General features: G+C 32.6%; 23 protein-coding genes. 8 read left to right on the top strand and 15 right to left on the bottom strand.

The window, feature by feature from the left end:
- Nucleotides 1-21: 21 nt before the first annotated feature.
- The 3 genes from ACLGLP_RS05710 to dsrA all read right to left on the bottom strand — a co-directional run bounded on the left by ACLGLP_RS05710 (nucleotide 22) and on the right by dsrA (nucleotide 2891).
- Nucleotides 22-291, bottom strand: a complete 270-nt coding sequence (locus ACLGLP_RS05710) for a dissimilatory sulfite reductase D family protein (protein ID WP_492112316.1) — start codon at nucleotides 289-291, stop codon at nucleotides 22-24.
- Nucleotides 292-308: 17 nt separating this feature from the next.
- Nucleotides 309-1457, bottom strand: coding sequence for a dissimilatory-type sulfite reductase subunit beta (dsrB, locus tag ACLGLP_RS05705; protein WP_492113737.1), 1149 nt, complete (start codon nucleotides 1455-1457; stop codon nucleotides 309-311).
- Nucleotides 1458-1592: 135 nt separating this feature from the next.
- Entirely contained in the window at nucleotides 1593-2891 is a 1299-nt protein-coding gene (gene dsrA / locus ACLGLP_RS05700; protein WP_492112315.1) for a dissimilatory-type sulfite reductase subunit alpha, read from the bottom strand.
- 194 nt (nucleotides 2892-3085) lie between these two features.
- Here dsrA and ACLGLP_RS05695 point away from each other — a divergent pair, with 194 nt between their 5' ends.
- The 3 genes from ACLGLP_RS05695 to ACLGLP_RS05685 are packed head-to-tail and all read left to right on the top strand — an operon-like array spanning nucleotide 3086 to nucleotide 7301.
- Nucleotides 3086-5113, top strand: coding sequence for a GspE/PulE family protein (locus ACLGLP_RS05695; RefSeq protein WP_492112314.1), 2028 nt, complete (start codon nucleotides 3086-3088; stop codon nucleotides 5111-5113).
- A 15-nt stretch (nucleotides 5114-5128) separates the two neighbouring features.
- Nucleotides 5129-5890, top strand: coding sequence for a formate dehydrogenase accessory sulfurtransferase FdhD (fdhD, locus tag ACLGLP_RS05690; protein ID WP_492112313.1), 762 nt, complete (start codon nucleotides 5129-5131; stop codon nucleotides 5888-5890).
- 13 nt (nucleotides 5891-5903) lie between these two features.
- Nucleotides 5904-7301, top strand: a complete 1398-nt coding sequence (locus ACLGLP_RS05685) for an MBL fold metallo-hydrolase RNA specificity domain-containing protein (protein WP_492112312.1) — start codon at nucleotides 5904-5906, stop codon at nucleotides 7299-7301.
- Here ACLGLP_RS05685 and ACLGLP_RS05680 read toward each other — a convergent pair.
- Nucleotides 7298-8026: a DUF3108 domain-containing protein gene (locus ACLGLP_RS05680; RefSeq protein WP_492112311.1), complete on the bottom strand. Its 729-nt coding sequence runs from the start codon at nucleotides 8024-8026 to the stop codon at nucleotides 7298-7300. The genes ACLGLP_RS05685 and ACLGLP_RS05680 overlap by 4 nt on opposite strands.
- A gap of 129 nt (nucleotides 8027-8155) precedes the next feature.
- Here ACLGLP_RS05680 and rpmB point away from each other — a divergent pair, with 129 nt between their 5' ends.
- Nucleotides 8156-8353: a 50S ribosomal protein L28 gene (gene rpmB / locus ACLGLP_RS05675; RefSeq protein ID WP_492112310.1), complete on the top strand. Its 198-nt coding sequence runs from the start codon at nucleotides 8156-8158 to the stop codon at nucleotides 8351-8353.
- Here rpmB and ACLGLP_RS05670 read toward each other — a convergent pair.
- The 5 genes from ACLGLP_RS05670 to xseA form a co-directional block, all read right to left on the bottom strand.
- Nucleotides 8350-10527, bottom strand: coding sequence for a RelA/SpoT family protein (locus ACLGLP_RS05670; RefSeq protein WP_492112309.1), 2178 nt, complete (start codon nucleotides 10525-10527; stop codon nucleotides 8350-8352). The two genes, rpmB and ACLGLP_RS05670, sit on opposite strands and share 4 nt — an antisense overlap.
- A gap of 64 nt (nucleotides 10528-10591) precedes the next feature.
- Nucleotides 10592-12460 carry a 1-deoxy-D-xylulose-5-phosphate synthase gene (gene dxs / locus ACLGLP_RS05665; RefSeq protein ID WP_492112308.1) on the bottom strand — a complete coding sequence of 623 codons (1869 nt, stop codon included), beginning with the start codon at nucleotides 12458-12460 and terminating at the stop codon, nucleotides 10592-10594.
- A 2-nt stretch (nucleotides 12461-12462) separates the two neighbouring features.
- Entirely contained in the window at nucleotides 12463-13368 is a 906-nt protein-coding gene (locus ACLGLP_RS05660; protein ID WP_492112307.1) for a polyprenyl synthetase family protein, read from the bottom strand.
- Nucleotides 13355-13612, bottom strand: a complete 258-nt coding sequence (gene xseB, locus ACLGLP_RS05655) for an exodeoxyribonuclease VII small subunit (protein ID WP_492112306.1) — start codon at nucleotides 13610-13612, stop codon at nucleotides 13355-13357. The genes ACLGLP_RS05660 and xseB overlap by 14 nt, the downstream gene beginning before the upstream one ends.
- Before the next feature lie 2 nt (nucleotides 13613-13614).
- Nucleotides 13615-14988: an exodeoxyribonuclease VII large subunit gene (gene xseA / locus ACLGLP_RS05650; RefSeq protein WP_492112305.1), complete on the bottom strand. Its 1374-nt coding sequence runs from the start codon at nucleotides 14986-14988 to the stop codon at nucleotides 13615-13617.
- 88 nt (nucleotides 14989-15076) lie between these two features.
- Between xseA and ACLGLP_RS05645 the strand changes: the two genes are divergently transcribed.
- Nucleotides 15077-15658 carry an RNA ligase partner protein gene (locus tag ACLGLP_RS05645; protein WP_492112304.1) on the top strand — a complete coding sequence of 194 codons (582 nt, stop codon included), beginning with the start codon at nucleotides 15077-15079 and terminating at the stop codon, nucleotides 15656-15658.
- Here ACLGLP_RS05645 and lptE read toward each other — a convergent pair whose 3' ends face one another.
- The 3 genes from lptE to icd are packed head-to-tail and all read right to left on the bottom strand — an operon-like array spanning nucleotide 15659 to nucleotide 20008.
- A complete protein-coding gene (gene lptE / locus ACLGLP_RS05640; protein ID WP_492112303.1) occupies nucleotides 15659-16189 on the bottom strand; it encodes an LPS assembly lipoprotein LptE in 531 nt (176 codons plus the stop codon). It lies immediately after the preceding gene.
- Nucleotides 16152-18740 carry a leucine--tRNA ligase gene (gene leuS / locus ACLGLP_RS05635; protein ID WP_492112302.1) on the bottom strand — a complete coding sequence of 863 codons (2589 nt, stop codon included), beginning with the start codon at nucleotides 18738-18740 and terminating at the stop codon, nucleotides 16152-16154. The genes lptE and leuS overlap by 38 nt, the downstream gene beginning before the upstream one ends.
- Before the next feature lie 38 nt (nucleotides 18741-18778).
- Nucleotides 18779-20008: an isocitrate dehydrogenase (NADP(+)) gene (icd, locus tag ACLGLP_RS05630; protein ID WP_492112301.1), complete on the bottom strand. Its 1230-nt coding sequence runs from the start codon at nucleotides 20006-20008 to the stop codon at nucleotides 18779-18781.
- Nucleotides 20009-20108: 100 nt separating this feature from the next.
- Between icd and ACLGLP_RS05625 the strand changes: the two genes are divergently transcribed.
- From ACLGLP_RS05625 to ACLGLP_RS05615, 3 genes are all read left to right on the top strand, one after another.
- Nucleotides 20109-20789 carry a uracil-DNA glycosylase gene (locus ACLGLP_RS05625; RefSeq protein ID WP_492112300.1) on the top strand — a complete coding sequence of 227 codons (681 nt, stop codon included), beginning with the start codon at nucleotides 20109-20111 and terminating at the stop codon, nucleotides 20787-20789.
- 67 nt (nucleotides 20790-20856) lie between these two features.
- A complete protein-coding gene (locus ACLGLP_RS05620) occupies nucleotides 20857-22062 on the top strand; it encodes an NfeD family protein (RefSeq protein ID WP_492112299.1) in 1206 nt (401 codons plus the stop codon).
- Nucleotides 22059-22589 carry a hypothetical protein gene (locus ACLGLP_RS05615; protein ID WP_492112298.1) on the top strand — a complete coding sequence of 177 codons (531 nt, stop codon included), beginning with the start codon at nucleotides 22059-22061 and terminating at the stop codon, nucleotides 22587-22589. Before ACLGLP_RS05620 ends, ACLGLP_RS05615 begins: the two co-directional genes overlap by 4 nt.
- Here ACLGLP_RS05615 and ACLGLP_RS05610 read toward each other — a convergent pair.
- From ACLGLP_RS05610 to ACLGLP_RS05600, 3 genes are read right to left on the bottom strand one after another with little or no spacing between them, the layout of a single operon-like run.
- A complete protein-coding gene (locus ACLGLP_RS05610; protein ID WP_492112297.1) occupies nucleotides 22566-23777 on the bottom strand; it encodes a pyridoxine 5'-phosphate synthase in 1212 nt (403 codons plus the stop codon). The genes ACLGLP_RS05615 and ACLGLP_RS05610 overlap by 24 nt on opposite strands.
- 2 nt (nucleotides 23778-23779) lie before the next feature.
- Nucleotides 23780-24547, bottom strand: a complete 768-nt coding sequence (locus ACLGLP_RS05605) for a tRNA (adenine-N1)-methyltransferase (RefSeq protein WP_492112296.1) — start codon at nucleotides 24545-24547, stop codon at nucleotides 23780-23782.
- A 6-nt stretch (nucleotides 24548-24553) separates the two neighbouring features.
- Nucleotides 24554-25954 carry an aminopeptidase gene (locus ACLGLP_RS05600; protein WP_492112295.1) on the bottom strand — a complete coding sequence of 467 codons (1401 nt, stop codon included), beginning with the start codon at nucleotides 25952-25954 and terminating at the stop codon, nucleotides 24554-24556.
- Nucleotides 25955-26018: the final 64 nt, after the last annotated feature.

Raw genomic sequence — 26018 nt, 5'->3', positions numbered from 1 at the left:
CTTAATTTTAAAAATCTAACTTTACTCTTCTTTCTCTTCTTCCTCTTTTCTAAAAGCAGTTTCTACACCAATTCCTACACCAGGAATTCCAAACATTACTGTACTTCCAGAGGAGAAGTATTCAAGCTTACCTTCTCTCACCAGTTCATTAGCTGCATTTTTAATATCACGGGGACTAACATCAGGAAGATCTCTCTGAATATCTTTTAAATACACCTTACTTTTTCCACCTTTTTTAACTTTTTCTTCTATTACCTGAAGAATTTTTTGCTTAAGTTCTTCTTTGGTCATAATTTTTCACCCCTTTTTTATTTTTGAATAAAATATTCTTCTAATTTTGTTTTTACATGTTTAGTAAACTTAAAGTGAGTAGAGGTTCTGTAGGTAGTATAAGCGAGTCTGTAGTCATCTATGCATTTTTCAGTAAATGGAATATCTGTTAATTCAAAGAATCTTTCCCAACCAATTCTCTGAATCCAGTCACCCACTCTTTCATATTTTCTCGCGTGTTTAGCATAAACTTCTAATATGTGTTTTACCCATTTTACAGTAGTTGGCCAACGAGGAGGTTCATTGGGAATTCCTGTAAGAACAACCCTTGAAAATCTGGGAGGTGAAATTCTATTAGATACTTTTCCACCAACAACTATAGTAACACAATCTCCCTCTCCATCAGCAAGAGGCATAGCAGGACACATAGTATAACAGTTTCCACAGAACATACAGCGTTCTACATTAACTCTTACTGTTTTCTTTTTCTTTCCGTCAATTTCTACTGTTGCAGGTCTTATAGCTCCTAAAGGACAAGAGGCAATTGTTAAAGGAATTTCACAAACTGCTTCCAATCTTTCATCTTCAACAAAGGGTGGTTTTCTGTGAATTCCAACAATGGCAATATCTGAACAATGAACTGCTCCACACATATTCAAACAGCAGGCAAGAGCAAGTTTTGTTTTTGCAGGAAGTTTGTGAGAACCAAAATATTCAAAAAGTTCATCCATTAATGCTTTAACAATTCCAGAAGCATCAATAGCAGGAGTATGACAATGGATCCAACCCTGAGTATGAACAATATTGCTTACTCCGGCCCCAGTTCCGCCAACGGGAAATTTATAAGAACCGTTAGGATGCTTTCTATTTTTTAAATCCTCAAGAAGAGCTTTTAATTTTTCTTCAGAATCTACAATAAATTCTACATTATTTCTGGTAGTCCATCTTACATATCCACCACAATACTTATCAGCAATTTCACAAATCTCTCTTATATAATCAGTTGTCTCTAAACGGGGAGTTCCACATCTTACTACATAAATAGTATCTCCTGTTTCAGAAACTCTCTTTATAACACCAGGTTGTATAATCTGATGGGATTTCCATTTTCCAAAGTTTTTCTGAACAATAGGAGGCATAAACTGCCAAAAATAGGGAGGTCCAATATCACTGATTCTATTTTCCATGGGTTTCTGAGGATTATATAACTTCTCTGCTAATTCTGGATCATAAGGTTTTTGAAAAATAGGATCAAGCTCTTTTAATTTTTCTAAACCCATAACTCCCTCCTTTTAATTTTATAATTTTTTAACTTTCATAACTTAAGCTGGGTGGCGTTTTCTAAATTCTGCAAGATCTCTTGTCCATCCACCAGGAACCTCTTCTTCTCTCCAGAAAATATAAGGCTCAGCACGAGGTATAAGAATATGCTGAGGAAGTGGCTCAATTCCAAGAACATCAACTAAGAATCTATTTAATCCAACTCTCTGAATCAATTCCCCAACTCTTTCACGGTTCTTACCATTTTCCATCCAATAGTCCCAAATTTTATAAATTAAATCCTTTATTTCATCATAAGGTGGCTCTGTTTTCATAAAAGGAATAAGAACAGTTGAAAGTTGAGCACCCTCTAAAATAACCGATTTAGCTCCAATTAATATACAAACACCTCTGTCATCTCCCGGTCTCAAAGCTTCAGGCATAACTGCTATACAGTGCATGCATTTGACACATTCTTTATTGTCTATGTAAAGTTTCTGTTCCTTTTCATCCCAATACATACACTTTGCTGGACAAAGATCAATTACTTCCTTTTTAATATCAAAAGGACCCCAGTCCCTATCAGAAAAAGCACCAGCATTGGGTGGTATCTCACCATTTACATAAGCTCTTACTGCCTCCTGATCAATTTTTATGTCATCCCTCCAAATTCCAATAAAAGATAAATCTGCTCTTGCAACAGCTGCTACACAATCAAGAGGACATCCAGAAAATTTAAATTTAAATTTATATGGAAATGCTGGACGATGAAGCTCATCCTGAAAATGCATAGTCAATTCATAATCCATTTCCTGAACATCAAATAAAGCCCATTCGCAAAGAGATTTTCCCATACAGCAGGCAGGGCTTCTTAAATTGGATCCTGATCCACCAAGATCCCAATGTAATTGGTGAGTTAAGTCATAAAAGGTATATTCCAATTGTTCTGTTACTGTCCCAAGAAGAATGATATCTCCTGTAGAACCATGAAAGTTCACAATTCCACTTCCACGATGATCCCACATGTCACAAAGTTTTCTTAAAGCAGAAGTATGATACCACTTACCTGCAGTATGATGAACACGAATGGTATGAAAGGCCCAAATAGCAGGAAATCTTTCCTGCTGGTCTGAATACCGCCCAATAACCCCACCACCATAACCAAAAACTCCCACAATCCCACCATGCTTCCAATGAGTTTCCTTATGAACATAAGACAACTCTAACTGGCCCATAATGTCAAAACAAGCCTGCTTTTTGTGCTTTTCTCCATAAGTATAAATGTCATCTACAAAACTTGGCCAAGGACCCTTTTTTAGCTCATCAAGCATCGGTGTATCATGCTTCTTTACCTCACTCATAATACCCTCCCACAATTTTTTTGGATAAAGTTATTTTACAATTATTTAATTACAAGTCAAGAATAAAAATAGCTAAATATCAAAAATACTCTTTTAAAAATCTTAATTATTTAAAATTTTCCATTCCTTTTTTTGTTTTTATAAAAAAATATAAAAATATTGCTTTTTTTATATATTGACTTAAAATTTTTTTTATGGATGCTCAAATTAAAAACTTAAAAACTCTTATCAATTCCAATCTCTCAAACTTAGAATTTATTAAAAAAAGTATCGAAGACTTAGAATCAAAAACACCTCAACCCTTTTTACTATTAGAAATAATTTTAGAGATCCTTCAGAGTAAAAAATTACCCAAAAATGTAGAAATTTATCTTTTAGAAAAAGCTGCTAATATCTGTGAAAAACTTTATGAATTCAGTAAAGCTTTAGAATTATACAGAAGACTCTTTCTTTTAACTTCAAATCCCAGATATTTAGATCAACTTGAAAAAGTAAAAACTCTAAAAATCTTTGAAAGACTTAAGGAAGTTCTTAAAAAGGCTACCTTTTCTCCTGATGACCTTTTAAAAATTTATTATCGATCTTTAGAGACAAATAAAAGTATAGAAGCTATTATAATGGAACTTTTGAAGGTTTCTAAAAAAGAGGTCTTGAATGCAATCAAAAAATTTTACCAAATTCCTGCATTTGATTTGGAAGATCTTAAAAAGTTTAAAAAGGTTCCTCAGGTCTTAACCATTAAAAAAGACTTTTTCTTAAATACCCTTTGTATTCCCTTCCAATCTCAAAAAACCATATATTTAGTGTGTTACAATCCTGAAGATTTAGAAACTATTGAAAGAGTTAAGAGAGTCCTTCAAATTCCCTCAACAGATGTTCAATTAGCCTTTGCAATAAAGGAGGATCTTTTAGAAGTTATAGAGATGTATTATTCCTCGACCTCTCCTTATATTTCGGAATTTGATTTTGAAATTGAACCTGTAGAAGAAAGAGAGGAAGAAGTAGAAGAAGAAGCTCTTATTGACAGTGCTGTTGTTCAATTGGTAAATAATATTATTGAAGAAGCTTATAGAAAGAGAGCATCAGACATTCATTGGGAGAGTTTAACAGGAAAAAAAGGGCTCCAGGTAAGATTTAGAGTTGATGGCGATTGTTTTGTTTATACTACTATTCCAGAAAATCAAAAAAGACCTGTTATATCCCGTATTAAAATTATGGCGAACTTAGATATTGCAGAAAGAAGGCTTCCACAGGATGGAAAAATTAAATTTAAGACAAAGGATGGAAAAACTTTTGAGATAAGAGTTGCCACAATCCCAACCATAGAAAATAATGAGGATGTAGTAATGAGAATTCTTGGAGGAATAGAATTTAGAGAATTAGAAGAACTTGATTTTAGTGAAGAAAATTATAAAAATTTTAAAAAAATATTAAGCTATCCCTATGGATTAATTTTAGTTGTTGGACCAACTGGCTCAGGGAAAACAACAACTCTACATGCTGCTTTGAAATACTTAAACACTCCAAATAAAAAAATATGGACTGCTGAGGATCCTGTAGAAATTGTTCAAGAAGGATTGAGGCAGGTTCAGGTAAATCCCAAAATAGGACTCACCTTTGCAAGGGTTTTTAGATCCTTTTTAAGAGCAGACCCTGATATTATTATGATAGGAGAAACAAGGGATCAGGAAACTGCCCACACTTTAATTGAGGCTTCTTTAACTGGACATTTGGTTTTAACTACCCTTCACACCAATAGCGCTCCTGAAACAATTACAAGACTTCTTAATATGGGAATAGATCCCTATAATTTTGCAGATGCCTTGTTAGGAATCTTAGCACAAAGGTTAGCAAAAAGATTGTGCAAAAATTGTAAAAAACCTTACAAACCAAATAAGGAAGAAATAGAAAGACTCAAAAGAGAATACGGATACCATCCAGTAAAACCACTTACCGATGAATTAATTGAAAAAGCAACCTTTTATGAACCAGTTGGATGTCCAGAATGTAATTACACAGGATTCAAGGGAAGATTTGCTATACATGAACTTCTTATCCCAGATGATGAATTGAAAAGGCTTATTATTAAAAATGCCCCTGCCAATGAAATTAGAGATGTAGCTATGCAAAAAGGATTCCTTACACTTAAACAAGACGGTATATTAAAAGTTTTAAAAGGAGAAACCACCTTGAAACAAATCTTAGCTGTTACTGTAAGATAGTTTGAGTTTTAATCTATGAGGTCGGTTATTTCTCAAAAAATACTTAAAGTCAAGAACGAAAAGATTGAAACCTTAGAAGACCTTTTAGCAGTTGAGACAAAAATAAAAATATTTATTAACAATAAAGAAATACTTTCTTTTTCTGCAACTCCTATACAAATAAGAGAACTTATTGTAGGTTTTTTTCTTACTGAAGATATAATAAAAGGAAACTTTTGTCCTGAAGAAATAGAAATTATTGAAAAAAATGGAGAAATAGAAGTGAAAATTGAAACTGAAGGATCCTTAGATCTTAGTGAAAAAACCTTGACTTCAGGTTGTATGTCTTCTTTTAATTTTATGAAAAATATACCAGAAAAATATGAAAGTACTTTTAAAATTGGACTTAAAAATATTTTTCTCCTTTTTAAGGATTTTCAAAAAAAATCAGAATTATACAAGACTACAGGTTGTATACACTATGCAGCCCTTGCTGATTCAGAAAAAATCATTTTTCTAGGAGAAGATATAGGAAGACACAATGCAGTAGATAAAGTTATAGGGTATGCTCTTTTGAACGAAGTTTCTTTAAATAATAAATTACTTCTTGTAAGTGGAAGAATTTCTTCTGAAATGGTTTTAAAAGCTGGGAGATGGAAAATTCCTGTTATTATTAGCAGAAGTGCTCCTACATCGCTTGCTATTGAACTTGCAGAAAAAATTGGACTAACAGTAATAGGATTTTTAAGAGGTAATAGGTGTAATATTTATACTTATTCTAATAGAATCATCCTTTAAAGGGGGCTTTAACATGAGTATTTCTATAGGATTTTATGGAGGGGTTCAAGGAGTTACAGGAAGTTGCTTTTTATTAGACATAAGAGGAACTCAAATCCTTGTAGATTGTGGTCTTTTTCAAGGATTGGAAAGTGAAAAAAATTATCTTAAATTCCCTTTTGACCCTAAAAAGATTTCCTATTTAATTCTAACCCATGCTCACATAGACCATTGTGGAAGGCTCCCCCTCTTAATAAGAGAGGGTTTCAGAGGAAAAATTATATGCACAAAACCTACATCTCAGATTGCAAGAATTATGCTTCTTGATGCTGCAAAGGTTATGAGAGAACATTATAAAACACTTTATAGAAAGTCTGTAAGAAAAGGGCTAGATCTTCCTCCACCGCCTCTGTATGATGAATACGATGTTATTGAAAGTTTTAATTACTTTAAAATATTAATTTCCTATGACACTCCTTTTCTTTTAGAAAACAATATTAAGATAACTTTTAGGGATGCTGGACATATACTTGGTTCAGCTTTTGTAGAAATTGAAGACCTTAAAACCAATAAAAAAATTACTTTCTCAGGTGATCTTGGAAATAAAAATAAACCTATCGTAAAAGATTTTACCTACCCTTCTCAAACTGACTTTTTATGCATTGAAACTACCTATGCTGATAGAAATCATAAAACCTTTGAAGAATCTAAACAAGAACTATTACAAGCTATTTTAGAAACTTTTGAAAAAGGAGGAAATGTAATTATTCCTACCTTTGCTTTAGAGAGAGCTCAGGAAATTCTTTATGTATTAAGAGAATTTTATGAAGAAGGAAAACTTCCAAGATGTCAAGTTTTTCTTGATAGTCCTTTAGCCATCAAAGCTACAAAAATTTTTAAAGATAATCCAGAATTTTTTGACGAAGAAACCTTTAAAATCTTTATACAAAAAGATCCTTTTGAATTTCCCTATTTAGTTTTTACTGAAGATGTAGAGGAATCTAAGGCTATAAACAATATCAAGTCAGGAGCCATTATAATTGCAGGAAATGGCACAGTTAGCGGTGGAAGAATTTTACACCATCTTAAAAACAATATATGGAGAGAAGAGTGTAGTATTGTTTTTGTAGGATTCCAACCTAAGGGCACCTTAGGAAGAAATATAGTAGATAGAGCTGAAAAAATTCATCTTTTTGGTGAAGAAATTCCTGTTAAGGCAAGCATTTATACTATAAATGGTTTTTCTTCCCATGCAGGACAGAATGAATTAATTGATTGGATATCAAAATTGGAAAAGGTTGAAAAGGTATTTTTGGTTCACGGAGAGCCTGAAAAAATGGAAATTTTCAAAGATCTACTTACCCAACAATTCAAAGATAATTTTAAAGAAGTACATATTCCTTCTTTTGAAGAAGTTGTCCAAATTTTTTAAAATGCATTTATTTTTCTTAATTTACCTACTAAATTACCAAAAATGGGTAATTTTCCTCTTAATTCTAAGGGAACCCTCTTTTCATCCCATAAAAACATGTCCACTTCAGAAGCTCTCTCCAGCAATTCGCTTTTTTTGGGTAAATAAACTCTGATATACAAGCATTCTTTTTTTGCCTCTTCAAATTCACAAATCTTTCTTTCTACAAAACTAACTTTTACATATTCTTTCTTCTTTTTTATAAATAAAGGTAAATATCTCTGAGGGCTTTTCATATAATCTATATAAAATGAAGCCACAAAAGAGGATAGCTCATCATATATAGGAAAATCTAAAGAAATATTTTCAGGTTCTTTATATTTTGGTAAAAGTTCTTGATAAACTACTTTACCTTCTTCTCTTTTAAAATAAATCGCCCTTTTTCTCTCTTTCCCTCTTTCTTTAGAATAAATAACTACTGTTTTGGGATATCCTTTTTTATCTACCCAAGTTTCCCATTTAGCATAAAAAGGAAAAATCTTTTCTGCTAAACCGGTGCTATAAACAATAGCAGTGTATTTTTCAGAGGTTAAATAAATCTCCGATTCCCCTACTTTAAAGGGGCCGTAATAGATTTCATAAAACAATTTTACCTTATTTTCTATACAAAAACTCTTTGGTATCCAGAAAAAATAAAATACTATACCTACTAAAAAAATACCAAACAATTTATTTAAATTTCTCATTTTTTTTTCTCCGATTTTTTTATGATTATTAAAAACCAAAATTAGCAAAAAGTAAAGGTTGAATTTTTAAAACTTTGAAATATACTATGTAAACTTCTTTAAAGAAAGTTAAAGAGGAGGTTGAAAATAATGTCCAAGATATGTGAAATTTGTGGGAAAAAACCTCACGCAGGAAATCAAATTAGCCATTCTAGTAAAAAATCTACCCGGTGGTGGTATCCAAATATACAAAAAGTAAGGGTTAAATTGCCTAATGGAAAGGTAAAAAGAATGAAAGTATGTACTCGCTGTTTGAAGGCTGGGAAAGTTCAAAAAGCAGTAAGTTAACCAAATTTTCTCTCTACACTTAAAACACCTTCTACTTTAAATATGTTAGAAATAATTCTATCTAAATGTTCCTTATTATTTACCTCTATATAAAATTCAAAAAAGGCTTTCTTATCTGAGGTGGTTTTTACTTCAGCTTTAAGTATATTACTTTCTGAGGCTGCTATTGCTGAGGAAATATTAGCTAAAAGTCCCTTTCTGTCTACACAAACTATGTATAAATGTGCGGGATATGTTTTGTTATCATAACTTCCCCAGTTTACCTCTATAAATCTTTCTGGATCAAGATCTTTTAAATTGGGACAGTCAGCACGATGAACAGAAATTCCCTTTCCTCTGGTAATATAGCCAACTATTTCATCTCCTGGAATAGGTTTGCAACATTGAGCAAGGTGAAAAAGAATATCCTTTGCACCCTCTACAACAATTATATCCTTTGGAGGTTCAAAAACGGGTTTCTCTTCAAAGACTTCCTTAGAAATCTTTTCTATGTTTTCTTCTTCAGAAATAATAACTCCCTTCTTTTCAGCAAAAACTTTTGCTATATGTTTAGCTGAAATTTTAGCACTACCTATCTGATAAAATAATTCATCTAAATCTTTTATATTAAAATCTTCAAAGAAGGTTAAATTTTTTTGGGTTTCTTCTATAAATGTGTTTAAAGAAAGTTTGTATTTTTTAAGTTCTTTATTTAAAAGTTCTTTTCCTAAATTAATAAGTTTTTCTTTTTCCTCTCTTTTAAACCATTGTTTTATTCTGCTTTTTGCTCTACCTGTAACAACGATTTTAAGCCAATCTCTACTCGGTTTTTGATAAGGTGAAGTTTCTATTCTAACTATGTCTCCTGTTTGAAGCTTATAATCAAGAGGAACTAATTTTTCGTTAACAAATGCTCTTACACACTTATTACCTACCTCAGTATGAATAGCATATGCGAAATCAAGGGGGGTAGCTCCAACAGGTAGTGTAATTACATCTCCCTTGGGAGTAAAAACATATATCTCATCAGGAAATAAATCCAATTTTAAAGATTCCAAAAATTCTCTTGGATGTTTAAGCTCTTTTTGTAGTTCAATTAATTTATTTAACCATTCTAAATATTTATAATGTTGATGTTTAGAAGTAAAAAAACCTTCTTTATAAAGAAAGTGAGCAGCTATCCCTTCATTAGCAATCTTATCCATATATTCTGTTCTGATTTGAATTTCCACTTTTCTGCTATTAGGGCCAAGAACAGTTGTATGAAGACTTTGATACATATTAGGTTTGGGGAGATTTATATAATCTTTAAATCTCCCTGGAATAGGAGTCCAAAGGGCGTGAACAAGTCCCAAGGTTTTGTAACATTCTTCAACTGTATTTACAATAATTCTAAATCCAATTAAATCATAAATTTGATCAAGCTCGTCAATGGTAAGATTATATTTTTGAAGTTTTTTATATACACTGTAAAGATGCTTCACCCTCCCTAAAACTCGTCCTTTAATATTATTTTTTTGAAGAAGATCTTCTAAAATTTTTTTTACTTCCTCTACATAATCTTGAGCTTCTTTAACTCTTTTTTCTACTTCTATTTTAAGCCTTTTATATTCTTCGGGATATAAATATTTAAATGACAAATCTTCTAATTCACACTTTATCCAATCAATACCAAGTCTTCCTGCAAGAGGAGCGTATATCTCTAAGGTCTCTTTTGCAATTCTCAATCTTTTATGTTCTGGTTGATATTCTAAGGTTCTCATATTATGTAATCTATCTGCCAGCTTAACTAAAATAACTCTTAAGTCTTTTGACATAGCAAGAATTATCTTTTTTAAATTTTCAGCTTGTTTAGAAATTTTATCTATTGAGCCAGGAATATTTTTTAGTTTAGTAACTCCATCTACTATAAAGGCTACTTCTTCCCCAAATTCTCTTTTTATTTCGTCTATACTTATTTGAGAGTCTTCAACAGCGTCATGAAGTAATCCAGCAGCAATTGTAGGAAGATCAAGTTTCATTTGAGTAAGTATATAGGCAACTTCAATAGGATGAGATAAATAAGGTTCACCAGATTTTCTAAATTGTCCATCGTGGAGGCGAGCTGCCCACTCATAGGCTTTTTCTACAATACGAGTATTACAACCTGGTAAATAACTCTGTATTTCATCTAAAATTTTACTTAAAGTTATCATCTTATAATTAAATTTAAATCTATTTGTGGTTTTTACAAGAAAGATACTTGTTAAAAGAAGATTATTAGTTACTAAGTAGTTCTAAAGCACATTGTTTAATGTATTCAGAAGTAAGTCCATATTTAGCTTTAAGAGTTTTAAGATCTCCATGTTCTATAAACTTATCAGGAAGTGCTATTCTTTTCATCTTTACAGAAACATTTTTATCCATTAATAACTCACAGATAGCTGAGCCGAATCCACCAATTATTGTATTTTCTTCTACAGTTATAATTTTTCCTGTTTTTCTGGCAAATTCTAAGATTAGTTCTTCATCAAGAGGTTTTATAAATCTTGCATTTATTACTGCAAGAGAAATTCCCTCTTTTTCAAGTTCTTCCGCTGCTTTTAAAGCTTGATAAACCATATTTCCTACAGCTATTACAGCAATATCCTTTCCATCCTTTATCAATTCTGCTTTAGCAAAGGGAATTTTTTTAAACTCCCAATCTAACTCCACTCCCTCTCCAGGGCTTCTTGGGTATCTTATAGCTACAGCTCCAGGATATTCAAGTGCACTATAAAGCATGTGTTGTAATTCGTTTTCATCTTTTGGTGCCATTATAGTTAAATTGGGGATAAGCCTTAAATAAGAAAGGTCAAAACTCCCGTGATGCGTTGGTCCATCTTCTCCTACCAATCCTCCCCTATCTATAACAAAAATAACCTTCGCATTATTTAAAGCTACATCATGGATTATCTGATCATAAGCCCTTTGCAAAAAGGTGGAATAAATTGCACAAATCGGGATAAAACCTTCTAAAGCTAAACCTGTAGCAAAAGTAACAGCATGCTGTTCGCAGATTCCTACATCAAAAAATCTTTCAGGATACTTTTCAGAAAAAGCCTTTAATCCTGTCCCAAGTCTCATAGCTGCAGTTATAGCTACAATTCTTGGCTCCATTTCTGCAAGTCTAAGAATCGTTTTTCCAAAAACTTCAGTATAAGAGGGAGGTTCTTCAGGAGATTTTAGCACCTTACCTGTGTTTATATCAAAGGGTCCTATTCCATGAAAGGTTTCTGGATCATTTTCAGCAAATGGATATCCCTTCCCTTTTTTCGTTATTACATGAAACAGTATAGGTCCTTTCATTTTTTTAATGTTATTCAAAATTTCAATGAGGGTTTCTAAATCGTGTCCATCTACAGGACCTATATATTCAAAATTTAAGGCTGTAAAAAGTGCACCAGGAGTAATAGCCATTTTAAAAATATCTTCACCCTTTTTGAGAAGATTAACCACGCTATCTCCACCAGGGAATTTATGAGCCATTTTCTCAACTTCTTTTTTAATAAACCTTGCAAGATTTCCTGTCAATTTCTTTGAAACAAAAGAGGATAAAGCTCCTACAGTTGAAGAAATACACATTTCATTATCATTTAAAACCACTATTAAATCTTCTTTACGGAATCCTGCATTATTTAAACCTTCAAAGGCAAGACCCGCCGTAATTGAACCATCTCCTATAACAGCTATAACTTTACCATCTTCTTTTTTCATCCTGAGAGCAGTAACTATCCCAAGAGCAGCAGAAATAGAGGTGCTACTGTGTCCTGTATCTAAGATATCGTGAGGACTTTCACTTCTTTTAGGAAATCCAGCTATGCCATTGTATTTTCTAAGTGTAGGAAATTGATCCCTTCTACCTGTAATAATTTTGTGAGTATAGCATTGATGTCCCACATCCCAAATTATCTTATCTTTTGGAGAATCAAAAACATAATGTAAAGCTAAGGTTAGTTCAACTACACCAAGGTTTGGTGCCAAATGACCGCCATTTTTAGAAACTACCTCTATAATGTATCTTCTAATTTCCTCAGCTAAAGCCTTTAAGTGAGAAATTTTAAGTTTTTTTAGATCCTCTGGAGAATTAACCATTTTTAAAAATTTCATTTTTAATAAACCCTGTGAAGTATAAATTCTGCTATAGCCTTGAGTGGCTCTGCTTTTTCCCCAAAAATCTTTAAAGCTGAGATAGCCCTTTTAGTATATTTCTCTGCAATTTCTTTAGTTTTTTCTATTCCAAAAAGAGAAGGATAAGTAAGTTTTTGTTTTTTCACATCAGAAAAGGTTTTTTTGCCAAGCTTTTTCTCATCTCCCACCACATCAAGTAGATCGTCAACTATTTGAAAAGCAAAACCCAAATTCTTTCCATAAGAAGATAAAGCTTTTATTTCTTTAGTTTTAGCACCTCCTAATAAAGCTCCACTGAGCACTGAAGCTTCAATTAATCTAACTGTTTTATTTAGGTGTATCCATTTTAATATACGAGCATTTCCCTTCTTTCCTTCCATTAAAAGATCAACCATTTGTCCACCTACCATTCCTTCAAAACCTACAGCCTTAGAAACAATGTAAATAGCTTTTAAAAGCCGATTTTTATTAACATTTTTTACTAAATCTGGGTGAGTAAAAAATTGAAAGGCTAATGCTTGTAAACCATCTCCAGCAAGAATAGCGGTAGCCTCATCAAAAGCTTTGTGACAAGATGGCTTTCCTCTTCTAAAATCGTCATCATCCATACAGGGAAGATCATCATGAATAAGCGAATAGGTATGAATGCATTCTATTCCAGCAGCAAAGAGAAGAATTTTCTCCCAATCTCCTCCTACTACTTCACATCCTGCAAGACACAATACAGGTCTTATTCTTTTCCCACCTGCAAAAAGACTATATTTTCCTGCTAAAATAACCCGCTCTCCATAATTACCTTCTGAGGGAAAATACCTTTCTAAGACCTCTTCAACTTTTTTGCTTCTTTCTTTTAAATACGAACTGAGCTCAAATCTATTTTGAACCATTTTTTAAGATTTCGTATGCCTTTTCCAGACTTTCAAACCTAAACCCTTCTTTATCCTTTAAAATAACCTCAATTCTTGTTCTGGCATTTTTAAGCTTTTCTTCACAAAAATGAATTAATCTTAAGCCCTCTTCGTAAAGATTTATTGCCTCCTCAAGATCAAGCTCTTTATTCTCAAGTTGTTTCAAAATTTGTTCAATTCTCTTTAAAGCCTCCTCAAAACTTAGACAATTCTCTTTAATCATAACTACTCCTCCACTTTCTTAACTTCTACAAAAAGTCTTCCTTCTGAAAGATAAATTTCCAATAACTCTCCGTTTTTTACTTCTTTTGCACTTCTTATAATTTTACCTTCTGGATAGGATTTTACTATACTGTAACCCCTTTGTAAAACATTTAGAGGTGATAAAGACTTAAGCAACTTTTCAAATCCTTCTACTCTTTTTTCTTTTTCTGCAAGATAATTTTTTATAGAATAAAACAGTCTATTTTTAAAAAATTTTAGCCTTTCTTCTTCAAGTCTTATTTTCTCTTGAGGATGCCTTTTTCTCAGTAAATTTTTTATTTCCCATAACTTTTTTTCTCTAACACCCAAGTGTTTTTCCATCATTAAAATGAGTCTGTGAGAAAGATCCTTAATTTTCTTTTCAAGATCGTGAACAATTTTAAAAGGATTTTTGTTTTCGAGTTCTATTTTAGCTTCATAAAGTCTTTTCTCCCGTTTTGAAAGTGCAATTTCTAAAAGTTGATTGTATTTCTTTTTGTAAAAACTTAATCTTTCGAAAATCTTTTCTTTTGAGGGAATTATTTCTTCAGCAGCAGCAGTTGGAGTTGCACACCTCTTATCTGCAATCATATCACATAAGGTATAATCTATTTCATGCCCTACAGCTGAAACCACAGGAATTTTTGAATCTTTTATTCCAAGAATGATATCCTCTGTATTGAAAGGAGCTAAATCTTCAAAAGATCCTCCTCCTCTTGTTATTACAATTACATCCACTTCACTAAAATATGTATTTATATCTATTAAAGCCTGAACTATCTCCTTTTCAGCTCCTTCTCCCTGAACTCTTACAGGGTAAATATAAATATCCAATTCCCATCTGTCTTTACTTATTTTTAAAAAGTCTTGCAAAGCTGCTCCAAAAAGAGAAGTAATTAGGGCAATCTTTTTAGGATAAAGCGGAATAGATTTTTTTCTATTTATATCAAATAGATGCTGATACTTTCTTAAAAGTTGTTCTTTTTTTAAAGTTAAAAGACCTTTTCCTAAAGGTTCAATTCTTCTTACTATAAAATAACATTCTCCGGAGCGAGGATAAAAATTGAGTCTTCCTAAACAAAGAACCTTGAGTCCATCTTTTAAATAAGGGACAACTTCAAAATCTCTTTGGGAGCTAAAAATTATAGCCTTAAGAGATGCCTCCTCTTCTACTAAATTAAAATATATGTTTCCATTCTGACTGTATCTTAAATTAGCGATTTCTCCTTCTATCCAGAGAAGGGGGAAATTTTTTTCAATGAGAGATTTTAATTCCTGAGTAACTTCTTTTACAGTAAAATATAGTTTTTCCCTTTCTTCTAATCCTCCGACGGTTATTTCTTCTAACTCTCTCATATCAGAAATTAATTTACCATATTTATTAGTATTTACTATATCAAAAGTTTTCTTGACTTAACTTTTTACCTTTTTAAAATTTAAATTTATGGAAAAAGAAAGGCTTATTCCGGACACAAGCATTTTCACTAATCCAGATGTATATGTGCAGTTTGGAAAAACTCCTTCTGAAGCTTTTACTAATTTTCTTTTAATGGTTGCTGAATTAGAAGGGGAAGTGGCAGTTTATATTCCTACTTCAGTTTTTGAGGAATTGAAGCGAATGTTACCAAATCTTAAACTCCCTCCAAAAGCACGTTCAGTTTTAAAAGTAAAGTCTCCTAAAAAATATGAACTTTACATACCTGCTTTTTTGATGTATGAATTTATTGAAGAATTAAGAAGCAGAATAAACAAAGGTTTAAGGGTGGCTGAAGAAGCTGTAAAAGCTTCAGCTTATAAAAAACCAGAAGAAGTTTTAAAATTTTTGAGAAAACGCTACAGAGAGGTTTTAAGAGAAGGAATCGTTGATAGCAAAGAAGACTTAGAACTTATTCTCTTATCCTTAGAACTTGATGCTATAGTGCTTTCTGCTGATAGAGGTATTTTAAATATGGCAGATAAATTGGGATTAAGATACTTAGAACCAAAAGATATAAAGGATACTTTAGAAGGTTTCAAATTTTGGTAATTATTTGATTTCTACATCTTTAAACATTATTTCTTGTAAAATAATATCTGCTAAGTCTTTTGCCAAAAGTTCTATAGCTTCACTTCTCCCTGGATCCATAACCTCAGTAGCCTCCACAGGAACACGATATATTTCGTATCTACTTAGTTTCTCTTCTAAAATAACCTTCCCTTCTTTTTTTTCTATTAGCTGAAATTTCCCTTCAAAATTAATTTTTCTTTCTTTAGTTTGAACAAAGGTTTCATAAGATACGGGCTCTAAGTATACCTTTGTTATTTCTCCTTTAAGTATTAAGTCAGCATAAGCCTCATCATAAACAGGCATCAAAAATTTACCCTGAGCTAATTTGTGTCTTAATTCATAAGCAATTAATTCTCCAAGAGAAGTTTCTGAGGTAAAATTTTTCCACGGAGCAATATAGATAGTATGCCATTCTGGCTTGAAATAATTTGGTCTCTCTAAAACCTGATAACCGCAAGAGACGAATAAAAAGCTAAGAAACAACAAAATTAATAAGTTTTTTGGGCACATAGATAGCATTTTTTAAGGTCTTACCCTCCAAATATTTTAAAACTTTTGGTCTTTCTTTTGCTATCCTTATGATTTCTTCCTTTGAAAGTTCAACAGGAACCTCTATTTGATCTCTAACCTTCCCATTAACTTGAATTACAAGAATAAAAGTGTCTTCCTCTATAAGTGCCGGATCATATTCAGGAAAGGTTTCTAAGGATATAAAAGTTTCATGTCCAAGTTCATGCCAAAGTTCTTCTGCAATATGAGGACAAATAGGAGAAATAAGAAGTAAAACCTTTTCAAAACTTTCTTTTAAAACTTTTTTAACTTTCTCATCTTCGGCAGAAACCTCTTTTAAGGTATCCTCCAGAAAGTTTAAAAATTCCATAATACCTGCTATTGCAGTATTAAAATGAAGTCTTTTTTCTAAATCTTCAGATACTTTTTTAATGGTTTGATGAAGCTTTTTTCTAAGCTTTAGTAAGTTGACTGAAAGATTTTTAAAATCCTCTTCAGTATAAGTAATCCCTTTCAATCTTTCAGCATGGCTTATAACCAGATTATAAAGTCTTCTTAAAAATCTATAAGCTCCTTCTATTCCGTGATCACTCCATTCAAGATCTCTTTCTGGCGGTGCTGCAAAAGCTATAAAAAGCCTCACTGTGTCTGCTCCGTATTTTTCAATCATTTTATCTGGATCAACTACATTGCACTTACTTTTAGACATCTTCTCAAATTTTCCAACTATAACTTCTTTTCCGCATCCATCTTTTAAACACTTCCCCTCTGGAGAAACTTCCTCTGGATAAAGCCATCCGTGAACAGGACACTTATAAGTTTCTTTAATAACCATTCCCTGAGTTAATAAATTAAGAAAGGGTTCATCAAAATCAAAATATCCCAAATCTCTTAAAACCTTAGTAAAAAATCTGGCATAAAGAAGATGCAAAATAGCATGTTCTATTCCTCCAATATACTGATCCACAGGAAGCCAATACTTTATATCTTCTTTATCAAAAGGTTCTTTAGCATTTGGACAGACAAATCTTGCAAAATACCAAGAAGATTCCATAAAAGTGTCAAAGGTATCGGTTTCTCTTTTTGCTTTAGCTCCACATTTGGGACAGGTTGTATTTACAAATTCGGGAAGATTGGGAAGTGGAGATCTTCCTGAGGGATCTATTTGGGCATCTAAGGGTAAAACTACAGGGAGATTTTCCAGCTTTTCAGGAACAATTCCACACTTTTCACAATAAATCATAGGAATTGGGCAACCCCAGTATCTTTGACGAGAAATTCCCCAGTCTCTCAATTTATAGGTTACTTTTCTTTTCCCAAGCCCCTTTTCTTCTAAATAGGCGGTTATTTTTAACTTTCCTTCAATACTATCAAGACCGGTAAAAACATCAGAATTTACCATTATTCCTGGTTCTTCATAAGCTGATTCCATTTCCTCAGGTTTTAAGTCTTTATCCTTAGGTCTAATCACTACCTTAATAGGCAAATTGTATTTTTTGGCAAACTCAAAATCCCTTTGATCGTGTGCAGGAACACACATTATAGCTCCTGTACCATATTCCATAAGAACAAAATTTGCTGCAAAAAGAGGTAATTTCTCTTTTGTAATTGGATGAAGGGCATAAGTTTCTAAAAACAAACCCTCCTTTTCAGCAAGCCCAGCTTCTATGTTTCTTCTTTCTTTTCTTACTTTCTCTTTAAAAGTCTCTAATTTTTCTATTAATCCTTTTTTTCTTGCTATTTTTTCTGCTAAAGGATGTTCTGGGGACATACAAACAAAGGTTGCTCCAAATAGGGTATCTGGTCTGGTCGTATAAACAATAAGATCCTCCTCTATTTCTGGTAAATAAAATTTTATTTCTGCTCCCTCACTTTTACCTATCCAGTTTCTTTGCATGGTAATGACCTTTTCAGGCCAGTGTCCTTCAAGTTTTTTCAAATCCTCTAAAAGTTCTTCAGCGTAAGCTGTAATTTTTAAAAACCAGCCATCCATTTCTTTAAAAGTCACTTCTTCCCCACATCTCCAGCAGGCTCCATCTTCAACCTGTTCATTAGCAAGAACTGTATGACAGGAGGGACACCAATTAACAAGCGTTCTTTTCCTATAAGCAAGCCCTCTTTCATACATCTCTATAAAAAATCTCTGTTCATGCTTATAATATTCTGGATCACAGGTGGCAAATTCTCTTGACCAATCATAACTGAAACCAAGTTTTTTAAGCTGTTTTCTCATGTAATCTATATTTGAATAAGTCCACTTAGCAGGATGAATGCCGTGTTTAAGTGCTGCATTTTCAGCTGGAAGTCCAAAGGCATCCCATCCCATGGGATGAAGCACATTATATCCTTTCATTCTTTTAACCCGAGCTAAAATATCTCCGAGAGTATAATTTCTTACATGCCCCATGTGAATCCTTCCTGAAGGATAGGGAAACATTTCCAAAACATAATATTTTAGCTTTGAAGGATCCCTCTTTACCTCAAAAATTTTATTTTCTTCCCAAAGTCTTTGCCATTTAGCTTCTATAAAGGAGGGATCGTATTTTTTCATAAAGAAAACCCCCTTAAAGCCAAATACTCTAAAACTTACTAATTTTCTTCGTCCTCGTAAATATTTTTTACTACAGCCTCAGCAAATTCAGAACACTTAACCTCTTTTGCTCCTTCAAGTTGTCTTGCAAGATCATAAGTAACAATTTTTTGCTGAATCGTTTTAGAAAGAGCCTTCCATATAAGTTCTGCTGCTTCTTTCCAGCCTATGTATTCAAGCATCATTTTTCCAGAAAGGATAAGTGAAGAGGGGTTTACTTTGTCAAGCCCAGCATACTTAGGAGCCGAACCGTGAGTTGCTTCAAAAACTGCATAACCATCTCCAATGTTTGCACCAGGAGCCATTCCTAAACCACCTACCTGAGCTGCAAGCGCATCTGAAAGATAATCACCATTTAAATTTGTAGTAGCAAGAATACTATATTCTTCTGGTCTTAAAAGTGCCCATTGAAACATGGCATCTGCGATTCTATCTTTTATAATTACTATTCCTTCTGGCACTCCCTCAGGATATCTTTCTGAAATCTCTGCTTCTGCTACTGTCTTGTCTGGAAACTCTTCTCTTGCCAGCTCATAACCCCAGTTTCTAAAAGCACCTTCCGTATATTTCATTATATTTCCTTTATGCACAAGGGTTACACTGGGATATCCATTTTCCAAAGCATATTTAATTGCCTTGCGAACAAGTCTATAAGTTCCAAACTTACTTATAGGTTTAATGCCTATTCCAGAATCTTCTCTTATTTGTTTCCCAAAATTTTCTTTTATAAATTCTATGAGCTTTTTAGCTTCTTTTGATCCTGCTTCATATTCAATTCCTGCATAGACATCTTCTGTATTTTCTCTAAAAACTACCATATTTACTTTTTCTGGATGTTTAACAGGAGATGGAGTTCCGGGAATCCATTTCACAGGTCTTATACAAGCATAAAGGTCTAAAACCTGTCTTAGAGTAACATTAAGGCTCCTAAAACCTCCTCCTACTGGAGTAGTAAGAGGACCTTTTAATGTGACCACACACTCTTTTATGGTTTTTAAAGTTTCTTCCGGAAGATAATTACCTGTTTCCTTAAAAGCTTTTTCACCTGCCAGAACCTCTTTCCAGATAATTTTTCTTTTCCCATTATAAGCTTTATCAACTGCTGCATTTAAAACCTTTAAAGTTGCTTTCATAATATCTGGACCTATTCCATCTCCCTCAATAAAAGGTATTTCTGGATCATCTGGAACCTCTAAAGAAAAATCTTCTCTCAATTTTATTTTACCCATAACCAACCCTCCACACTTTAAAAATTGTTCTTAAAAATCTTAATCTATGTAAAAAGTTTTGACAAGATAAAATTTCTCTTATATAATTTTTAAAAACACCATGAATCTCTTAGAAGAAATTAAAAAATACTTTCTTTATCTAAATGAGTTAGGATTTTACCATATCCCTTTTGATAAAAGTTTTAAAAAATTATTACAAAACAACAATTATTTACCTGAAAACAATTTAGAAAAGATTAAAAATGCTATTGTAAATTGTGAAAGATGCCCTCTTCATAGAATAAGAAAACAGCCCATCTGGGGAGAAGGAGAATCAACATCTGAACTTATGCTTATAAGTGAATACCCTGATAAAGACGAGGACTTTTATGGAAAACCCTTTGTAGGAACCATAGGAGAACTGCTTGAAAAAATGTTAAAAAGTATAAAACTTTCGCGAAAAGATTTTTTTATTACTCATGCTGTTAAGTGTAAAACTCCTGGGGGAAGACCACCTGAAACAGAAGAAATTTCAGCTTGTAAAATCTATCTTTTGAAACAAATCAAATTTATCAAACCAAAACTTATTTTGGCTCTTGGATTTACCCCTCCGAAAGTCTTTTTTACCACAAATCCCACCTTTTCTTCAATAAGAGGTCAGCCCATTAAAATGAAAGAATTTATTATTCTTTTTACTTATCATCCCAATTATATGCTTAAAAATCCCGCTGTAAAACGCTTAGTGTGGGAGGATTTACAAAAATTTAGGAAACTCTATGAGGAACTTTTTAAAGTTTCTTAAATTATTTCTTTTTGTAAGTTTTGTTTTTTTGCCCACCTTTAGTTCTTGTAAAGAAAACAAGGTTTTTGTGGTTAAAATCGATGCTCCTATTACTCCAGTTATTGCTAATTTTCTGATATATAGCATTGATTTAGCAAACAGAGAAAATGCCCAGGCTTTGATCGTAGAGTTAGATACTCCTGGTGGATTAGTAGAATCAACAAGAGAAATTGTAAAAGAAATTTTAAAAAGTAGAGTCCCTGTTATAGTATACGTAAGTCCTTCTGGTGCAAGAGCAGCTTCAGCAGGAACATTTATACTTCTTGCTTCTCATTTAGCAGCTATGGCTCCTGGAACCCATGTAGGTGCTGCACACCCTATAGAACTTACAGGAAAAGCTGACGAAAAAATAATGGAAAAAATCACCAACGATCTTGTTGCTTGGGCTAAAAACATTGCCCAAATGAGAAAAAGAAATGAAAAATTCGCAGAAGAAGCCGTGAAAGAAAGCAAAAGCATAACAGAAACAGAAGCTCTAAAATTAGGCGTAATAGAAGTAGTAGCAAAAGACCTTAACGATCTTTTAAATAAAGCCCACGGAAAAACAGTTTTAATAGATGAGGAAAAAGTTCCTCTTAAATTAAAGAATGCCGAAATTAAAGAAATCAAAGAAGATTTTAAAACCAAGCTTTTAAAAATTTTAACCAATCCAAATTTAGTTTATTTTCTTTTAATGCTGGGGCTTGTCGGTCTTTACTTTGAATTTTCTCATCCTGGAACAATCTTTCCAGGAGTAGTAGGAGCAATCTGCCTTATTCTGGCTTTAGTAGGTTTAAGTATATTACCTGTAAATTATGCAGGACTTGCTCTTATCATATTAAGTGGAATTCTTTTTTTCCTTGAAACACAAGTAACTTCTCACGGACTTCTTGCCCTTGGAGGAACAATTTGCCTTCTTTTAGGTTCTCTTATGCTTTTTGGTAAGAACCCACCTTCTTTAAGAGTCTACCAACCTTTCTTATACACCGTAATTTTAACTATTTCTGCAACCTTAGCTGGCATAACCTACTTAGCTGTAAAAACTATTAGAAAAAAGCCTGTTTCAGGAAAAGAGGCTCTTATTAATAAAATAGGAAATGTTATAGAGGATATTGGACCAAAAGAAGGAAAAATATTTGTAGAAGGTGAAATATGGAAAGCTATTTCAGACGAATACATCCCCAAGGGAACAAAGGTAATAGTAATAGAAAAGAAAGGCTTTACTTTGAAAGTCAAACCTTTAAAAGAGAAATGATAAAAAGGTTTTTTCTACTTTTCTTAACGCTAATTTTTATAAGCTTTGAGCACTCTTTTTCTTATGATATGAGTATTTCTTCTGAAAGCTGCCAAACTGATCCCTTTTTAAATACTGCCAAATTTTTTATTGATGTTAAAGGTTTTGAAGCAAAACCAGTAAAGATAGAATATGTAGGCTTTTTTGGAAATATATTTATAGAAAGAAGAACTTATAAAAGTGCAAAGGGAAATTTTAAAGTTCGTTTGTATAAAGGAAAAGGACTTATTAACAATTGGAAATCGTTACTTTTTGCTTTAACAGGATTTTCTGAAAGTGAATTAAAACCTTTACAAATAGATGATTTGGGAGCAAGACTTTACGAAAAAGAAAATTATAAGGCTGTAATTATACCAGTTTTGGAAACGCAAGACAGCGAAATTATAATTGTTTTTAGCACAGAAACATTTTCATTAGAAGAATTAGTAAACTTAATAAAGCAATTTCCTATTAAGAATTTTTATTTACCCCCTTGCCCTCAAAATTAATTCTTTCATTTCTTTTACTGCCTCTTTCATTCCTACAAAAATGGCTCTTGAAATAATGCTATGTCCTATACTAAACTCTTCTATTTGAGGGATTGCAGCAACAGGTCCTATATTTTCGTAATTTAATCCATGCCCAGCATGTACCTCAAATCCAAGGTCTTTAGCAAGTCTTGCAGAAATCTCTATTTTATTAAGCTCTTCTTCTCTTTTCTCTTCAGTTTCAGCTTCAGCATAAATTCCCGTGTGAATTTCCACAATCTGAGCTCCGGTCTTTTTAGCAAGCTTTATAGTTTTTTCATCGGGATTTAAAAATAAGCTTACTTTTATTCCGGCTCTATTCAACTCCTCTACCGCCTTTTTAACCTCATCAATCCTTCCTTCTAAATTCATACCCCCCTCTGTAGTTACTTCTTCTAATCTTTCAGGAACTAAAGTAACCTGATAAGGTTTTACCTCTTTAGCAAATTTAATCAGTTCTTCATCAATAGCCATTTCTAAAATAAGCTTAGTTTTTACAATTTCTTTTATAATCCTAACATCTCTCTCTTTTATGTGTCTTCTATCAAGTCTTAAGTGAACAACAATTCCATCAGCACCCCCAAGTTCAGCAAGAACTGCTGCATGAACAGGATCAGGATAATAGGTTTTTCTTGCTTCTCTTACTGTAGCTACATGATCTACATTTACTGCAAGTTTTGCAGGCATATACTCCCTCCTTTTAATAAAATTTATAACCTCTTTTTTGCCCTTTTTAAATCCAAGTTTATTAAATAAATTTAGCTCATTTTTAAGCATAAGAAAAGGGGAAAACCAACCTTTTTCGTGATCATAATCTAAAAGATGAAAAAGACCGTGAATTAAAAGCAAAAGAAGATAATTTTTAAAATCAAGTTGATATATCTCCGCTTCTTTCCTTGCTTTTTCCACTGAAATAATAATCTCTCCTAAAACATTAGAAACCAATTTTCTTTCTCTGCCAAAAGGAAAGGCTAAAACATTTGTAGGATATGATCTTCCAAGGTATTGAAAGTTAAGCTTTTTAATGTGTCTATTATTGGTGAAAACTATAGATACTTCTTTTTTTGAAAGTTTCAAGTATTTTAAAGCTTTTTCAACCTTTTTCTCTATTTCTTTAACTTCTTTTTCTGAAAGTAACTTTTTAGAAGTAAGCTTTATCAGAACTGGCATTATTATTTTTCAGAAATCTTTTTAGCAAAAATTAGATATCCCGTATGAGCAACCATTCTATCTTCTGGACGAAATCTTTCTGGATTGGTTTTATACTTTCTTAAAAGTATTTCTGCTACTTCTACATCTACAAAGGGATATTTCTCAATTTCTGACAGGCACTTAGATACTTGATTTGCCGTTGGAACAAGGATACCAAGAGGATGACCACTTTTTAAAGCTTCCCAAGCACCTTTTATGAGCTCCCAGGGAGTTTTTAAGTCAAGAAAAACAGCATCAACCTCTTTTTCTTCGAAGCCTTCCAAAACTTCTACATTCTTAAAAATGACTCTATGAGAAATCCCCAGTTTTTTGAGATTTTTTTTGGCAACCTCTTGAAATTTAGCCTCTTTTTCATAAGAAATGACCTTTCCTTCTTCGCCAACCATATAGGCAAATGCAGAAGTCAAAGCACCTGAGCCTCCTCCGCATTCAAGAACTGTCTTTCCAGGACCTATATCAAGCTTTAAAAGTATATATCCTATATCCTTGGGATAGACAATTTGAGTTATTCGCTCTATTTTAATTAAAAAGTCATAAATAGTCGGTTTTAAAAGGTAAAACTTTTCTCCTTTTTTTCCAAATACAGTTTCTCCGTAATTTTTACCTATTAGCTCTTTTAAGTTTAAATAGTCTTTGTGAGTGTGAAAGTTTAAATCCTTTATTTCAACAAGATAGGATTTTTCATCAGGAGTTAAAAGTAAGACATAATCCCCTTCTTTTAAAGACATTCTTTATCAAGCTTTTAAAAAGGTTTTATATGCTTTATAGGTCATATAAAGGTCAGCCTTATGAGCGATTTCAAAAGGAGAATGCATAGAAAGAAGTGGCGGTCCAGCATCAACTATGTCCATTCCATAAGAAGCAAAATACTTAGCTACTGTTCCACCTCCGCCTTCATCAACTTTTCCCATAGAGCAAACTTGATACACTACACTATTTTCATCCCATATTTTAAGAAGCCATGCTAAGAATTCAGCGTGGGCTTCACTTGCTAAATATTTTCCCCCATGTCCTGTATATCGGCTAACTGCTATTCCAAAACCAAGTTTAGCATCATTTAATTTGTCGTGAACCTCTATATAATTGGGATCTATTCCAGCTGTAACATCAGCAGAAATAGCTTTTGTTTTAGCCATTATGTTAAAAAAGGTATCTGCTGAAGGAGAAAACCCTACTTTTTTTATAAGATTATAGATAATACCTTCAAAAATTCTGCTTTTAGCTGAGGTATTACCTTCAGAGCCTATTTCTTCTCTGTCCATAAATAAAATGAGGTTAGTATATTCTGGGTTTTCTATTTCTAAAAAGGCTTTTAAAGAAGTAAAGGCACAGATTCTATCGTCCTGCCCATATCCTCCTATAAAGGCTCTATCAAGCCCGACCTCACGAGCAGAACCAGCTGGCACCACATAAAGTTCTGCAGATACAAAATCTTCCTCCTTAATACCGTATTTTTCATAAATTAACCTTAAAAAGTTAAGCTTTATTTTTTCTTTAACTTCTTTTTCATCTTTTTCATCTTTTTCTAACGGAATACCTGCTACTAAAACATTGAGTTTCTCTCCTACTATAGCTTCTGAAAGTTTCTTTTCAGCCTGGATTTTCTTTGCAAGGTGAGGAAGAAGATCGCATATTGTAAAAACAGGATCTCTTTTATCCTCTCCTATAACAATTTTAACTATCCTTCCGTCTTTTTTGGCTACAATTCCGTGTAGAGCTAAGGGTTTAGAAACCCAATGATATTTTTTAATCCCTCCATAGTAGTGGGTTTTTAAAAAGGCGAGGTCTGTATCCTCAAAAAGGGGATGAAGTTTCAAATCAAGTCTTGGAGTATCTATATGACTTACAATTATTCTTAAACCTTCTGTAATTGGATTTTTTCCTAATTTCCAACAAGCTAAAAATTTATTTTTATAGATGAAATATCCCTTTTCAAGCTCGTTTTCTTTAAATCCTTCTTTGTCAAGAAGTTCTTTAGCAAAATCTACAGTTTCTCTTTCTGTTTTTGCTTTTGAAAGAAAGTCTATATATTCCTCAGATAAAACTTCCAGAATCTTTTTTTCTTCTTTGTCTATTTTTGTATAGACATGCTGAGATTTGTAGACCAATTCTTTTTCAAGCTCTTTTACCTTCATTTTTGTTTCCTCTCTTTAGTGTTAATATCTTAAATTTTTAGCAATATAATAATAACATTATATT

The sequence above is a fragment of the Caldimicrobium sp. SLHALR3 genome, from assembly GCF_058692735.1.
The sequence above is the reverse complement of the archived record's forward strand: the minus strand, read 5'-3'. Positions and strand labels throughout refer to the sequence as shown.

Excerpts from the sequence above, each read along its gene's own strand:
- ACLGLP_RS05710 (WP_492112316.1), bottom strand. The coding sequence starts at position 291 with ATGACCAAAGAAGAACTTAAGCAAAAAATTCTTCAGGTAATAGAAGAA.
- dsrB (WP_492113737.1), bottom strand. The coding sequence starts at position 1,457 with ATGGAAAATAGAATCAGTGATATTGGACCTCCCTATTTTTGGCAGTTT.
- dsrA (WP_492112315.1), bottom strand. The coding sequence starts at position 2,891 with ATGAGTGAGGTAAAGAAGCATGATACACCGATGCTTGATGAGCTAAAA.
- ACLGLP_RS05695 (WP_492112314.1), top strand. The coding sequence starts at position 3,086 with ATGGATGCTCAAATTAAAAACTTAAAAACTCTTATCAATTCCAATCTC.
- fdhD (WP_492112313.1), top strand. The coding sequence starts at position 5,129 with ATGAGGTCGGTTATTTCTCAAAAAATACTTAAAGTCAAGAACGAAAAG.
- ACLGLP_RS05685 (WP_492112312.1), top strand. The coding sequence starts at position 5,904 with ATGAGTATTTCTATAGGATTTTATGGAGGGGTTCAAGGAGTTACAGGA.
- ACLGLP_RS05680 (WP_492112311.1), bottom strand. The coding sequence starts at position 8,026 with ATGAGAAATTTAAATAAATTGTTTGGTATTTTTTTAGTAGGTATAGTA.
- rpmB (WP_492112310.1), top strand. The coding sequence starts at position 8,156 with ATGTCCAAGATATGTGAAATTTGTGGGAAAAAACCTCACGCAGGAAAT.
- ACLGLP_RS05670 (WP_492112309.1), bottom strand. The coding sequence starts at position 10,527 with ATGATAACTTTAAGTAAAATTTTAGATGAAATACAGAGTTATTTACCA.
- dxs (WP_492112308.1), bottom strand. The coding sequence starts at position 12,460 with ATGAAATTTTTAAAAATGGTTAATTCTCCAGAGGATCTAAAAAAACTT.
- ACLGLP_RS05660 (WP_492112307.1), bottom strand. The coding sequence starts at position 13,368 with ATGGTTCAAAATAGATTTGAGCTCAGTTCGTATTTAAAAGAAAGAAGC.
- xseB (WP_492112306.1), bottom strand. The coding sequence starts at position 13,612 with ATGATTAAAGAGAATTGTCTAAGTTTTGAGGAGGCTTTAAAGAGAATT.
- xseA (WP_492112305.1), bottom strand. The coding sequence starts at position 14,988 with ATGAGAGAGTTAGAAGAAATAACCGTCGGAGGATTAGAAGAAAGGGAA.
- ACLGLP_RS05645 (WP_492112304.1), top strand. The coding sequence starts at position 15,077 with ATGGAAAAAGAAAGGCTTATTCCGGACACAAGCATTTTCACTAATCCA.
- lptE (WP_492112303.1), bottom strand. The coding sequence starts at position 16,189 with ATGTGCCCAAAAAACTTATTAATTTTGTTGTTTCTTAGCTTTTTATTC.
- leuS (WP_492112302.1), bottom strand. The coding sequence starts at position 18,740 with ATGAAAAAATACGATCCCTCCTTTATAGAAGCTAAATGGCAAAGACTT.
- icd (WP_492112301.1), bottom strand. The coding sequence starts at position 20,008 with ATGGGTAAAATAAAATTGAGAGAAGATTTTTCTTTAGAGGTTCCAGAT.
- ACLGLP_RS05625 (WP_492112300.1), top strand. The coding sequence starts at position 20,109 with ATGAATCTCTTAGAAGAAATTAAAAAATACTTTCTTTATCTAAATGAG.
- ACLGLP_RS05615 (WP_492112298.1), top strand. The coding sequence starts at position 22,059 with ATGATAAAAAGGTTTTTTCTACTTTTCTTAACGCTAATTTTTATAAGC.
- ACLGLP_RS05610 (WP_492112297.1), bottom strand. The coding sequence starts at position 23,777 with ATGCCAGTTCTGATAAAGCTTACTTCTAAAAAGTTACTTTCAGAAAAA.
- ACLGLP_RS05605 (WP_492112296.1), bottom strand. The coding sequence starts at position 24,547 with ATGTCTTTAAAAGAAGGGGATTATGTCTTACTTTTAACTCCTGATGAA.
- ACLGLP_RS05600 (WP_492112295.1), bottom strand. The coding sequence starts at position 25,954 with ATGAAGGTAAAAGAGCTTGAAAAAGAATTGGTCTACAAATCTCAGCAT.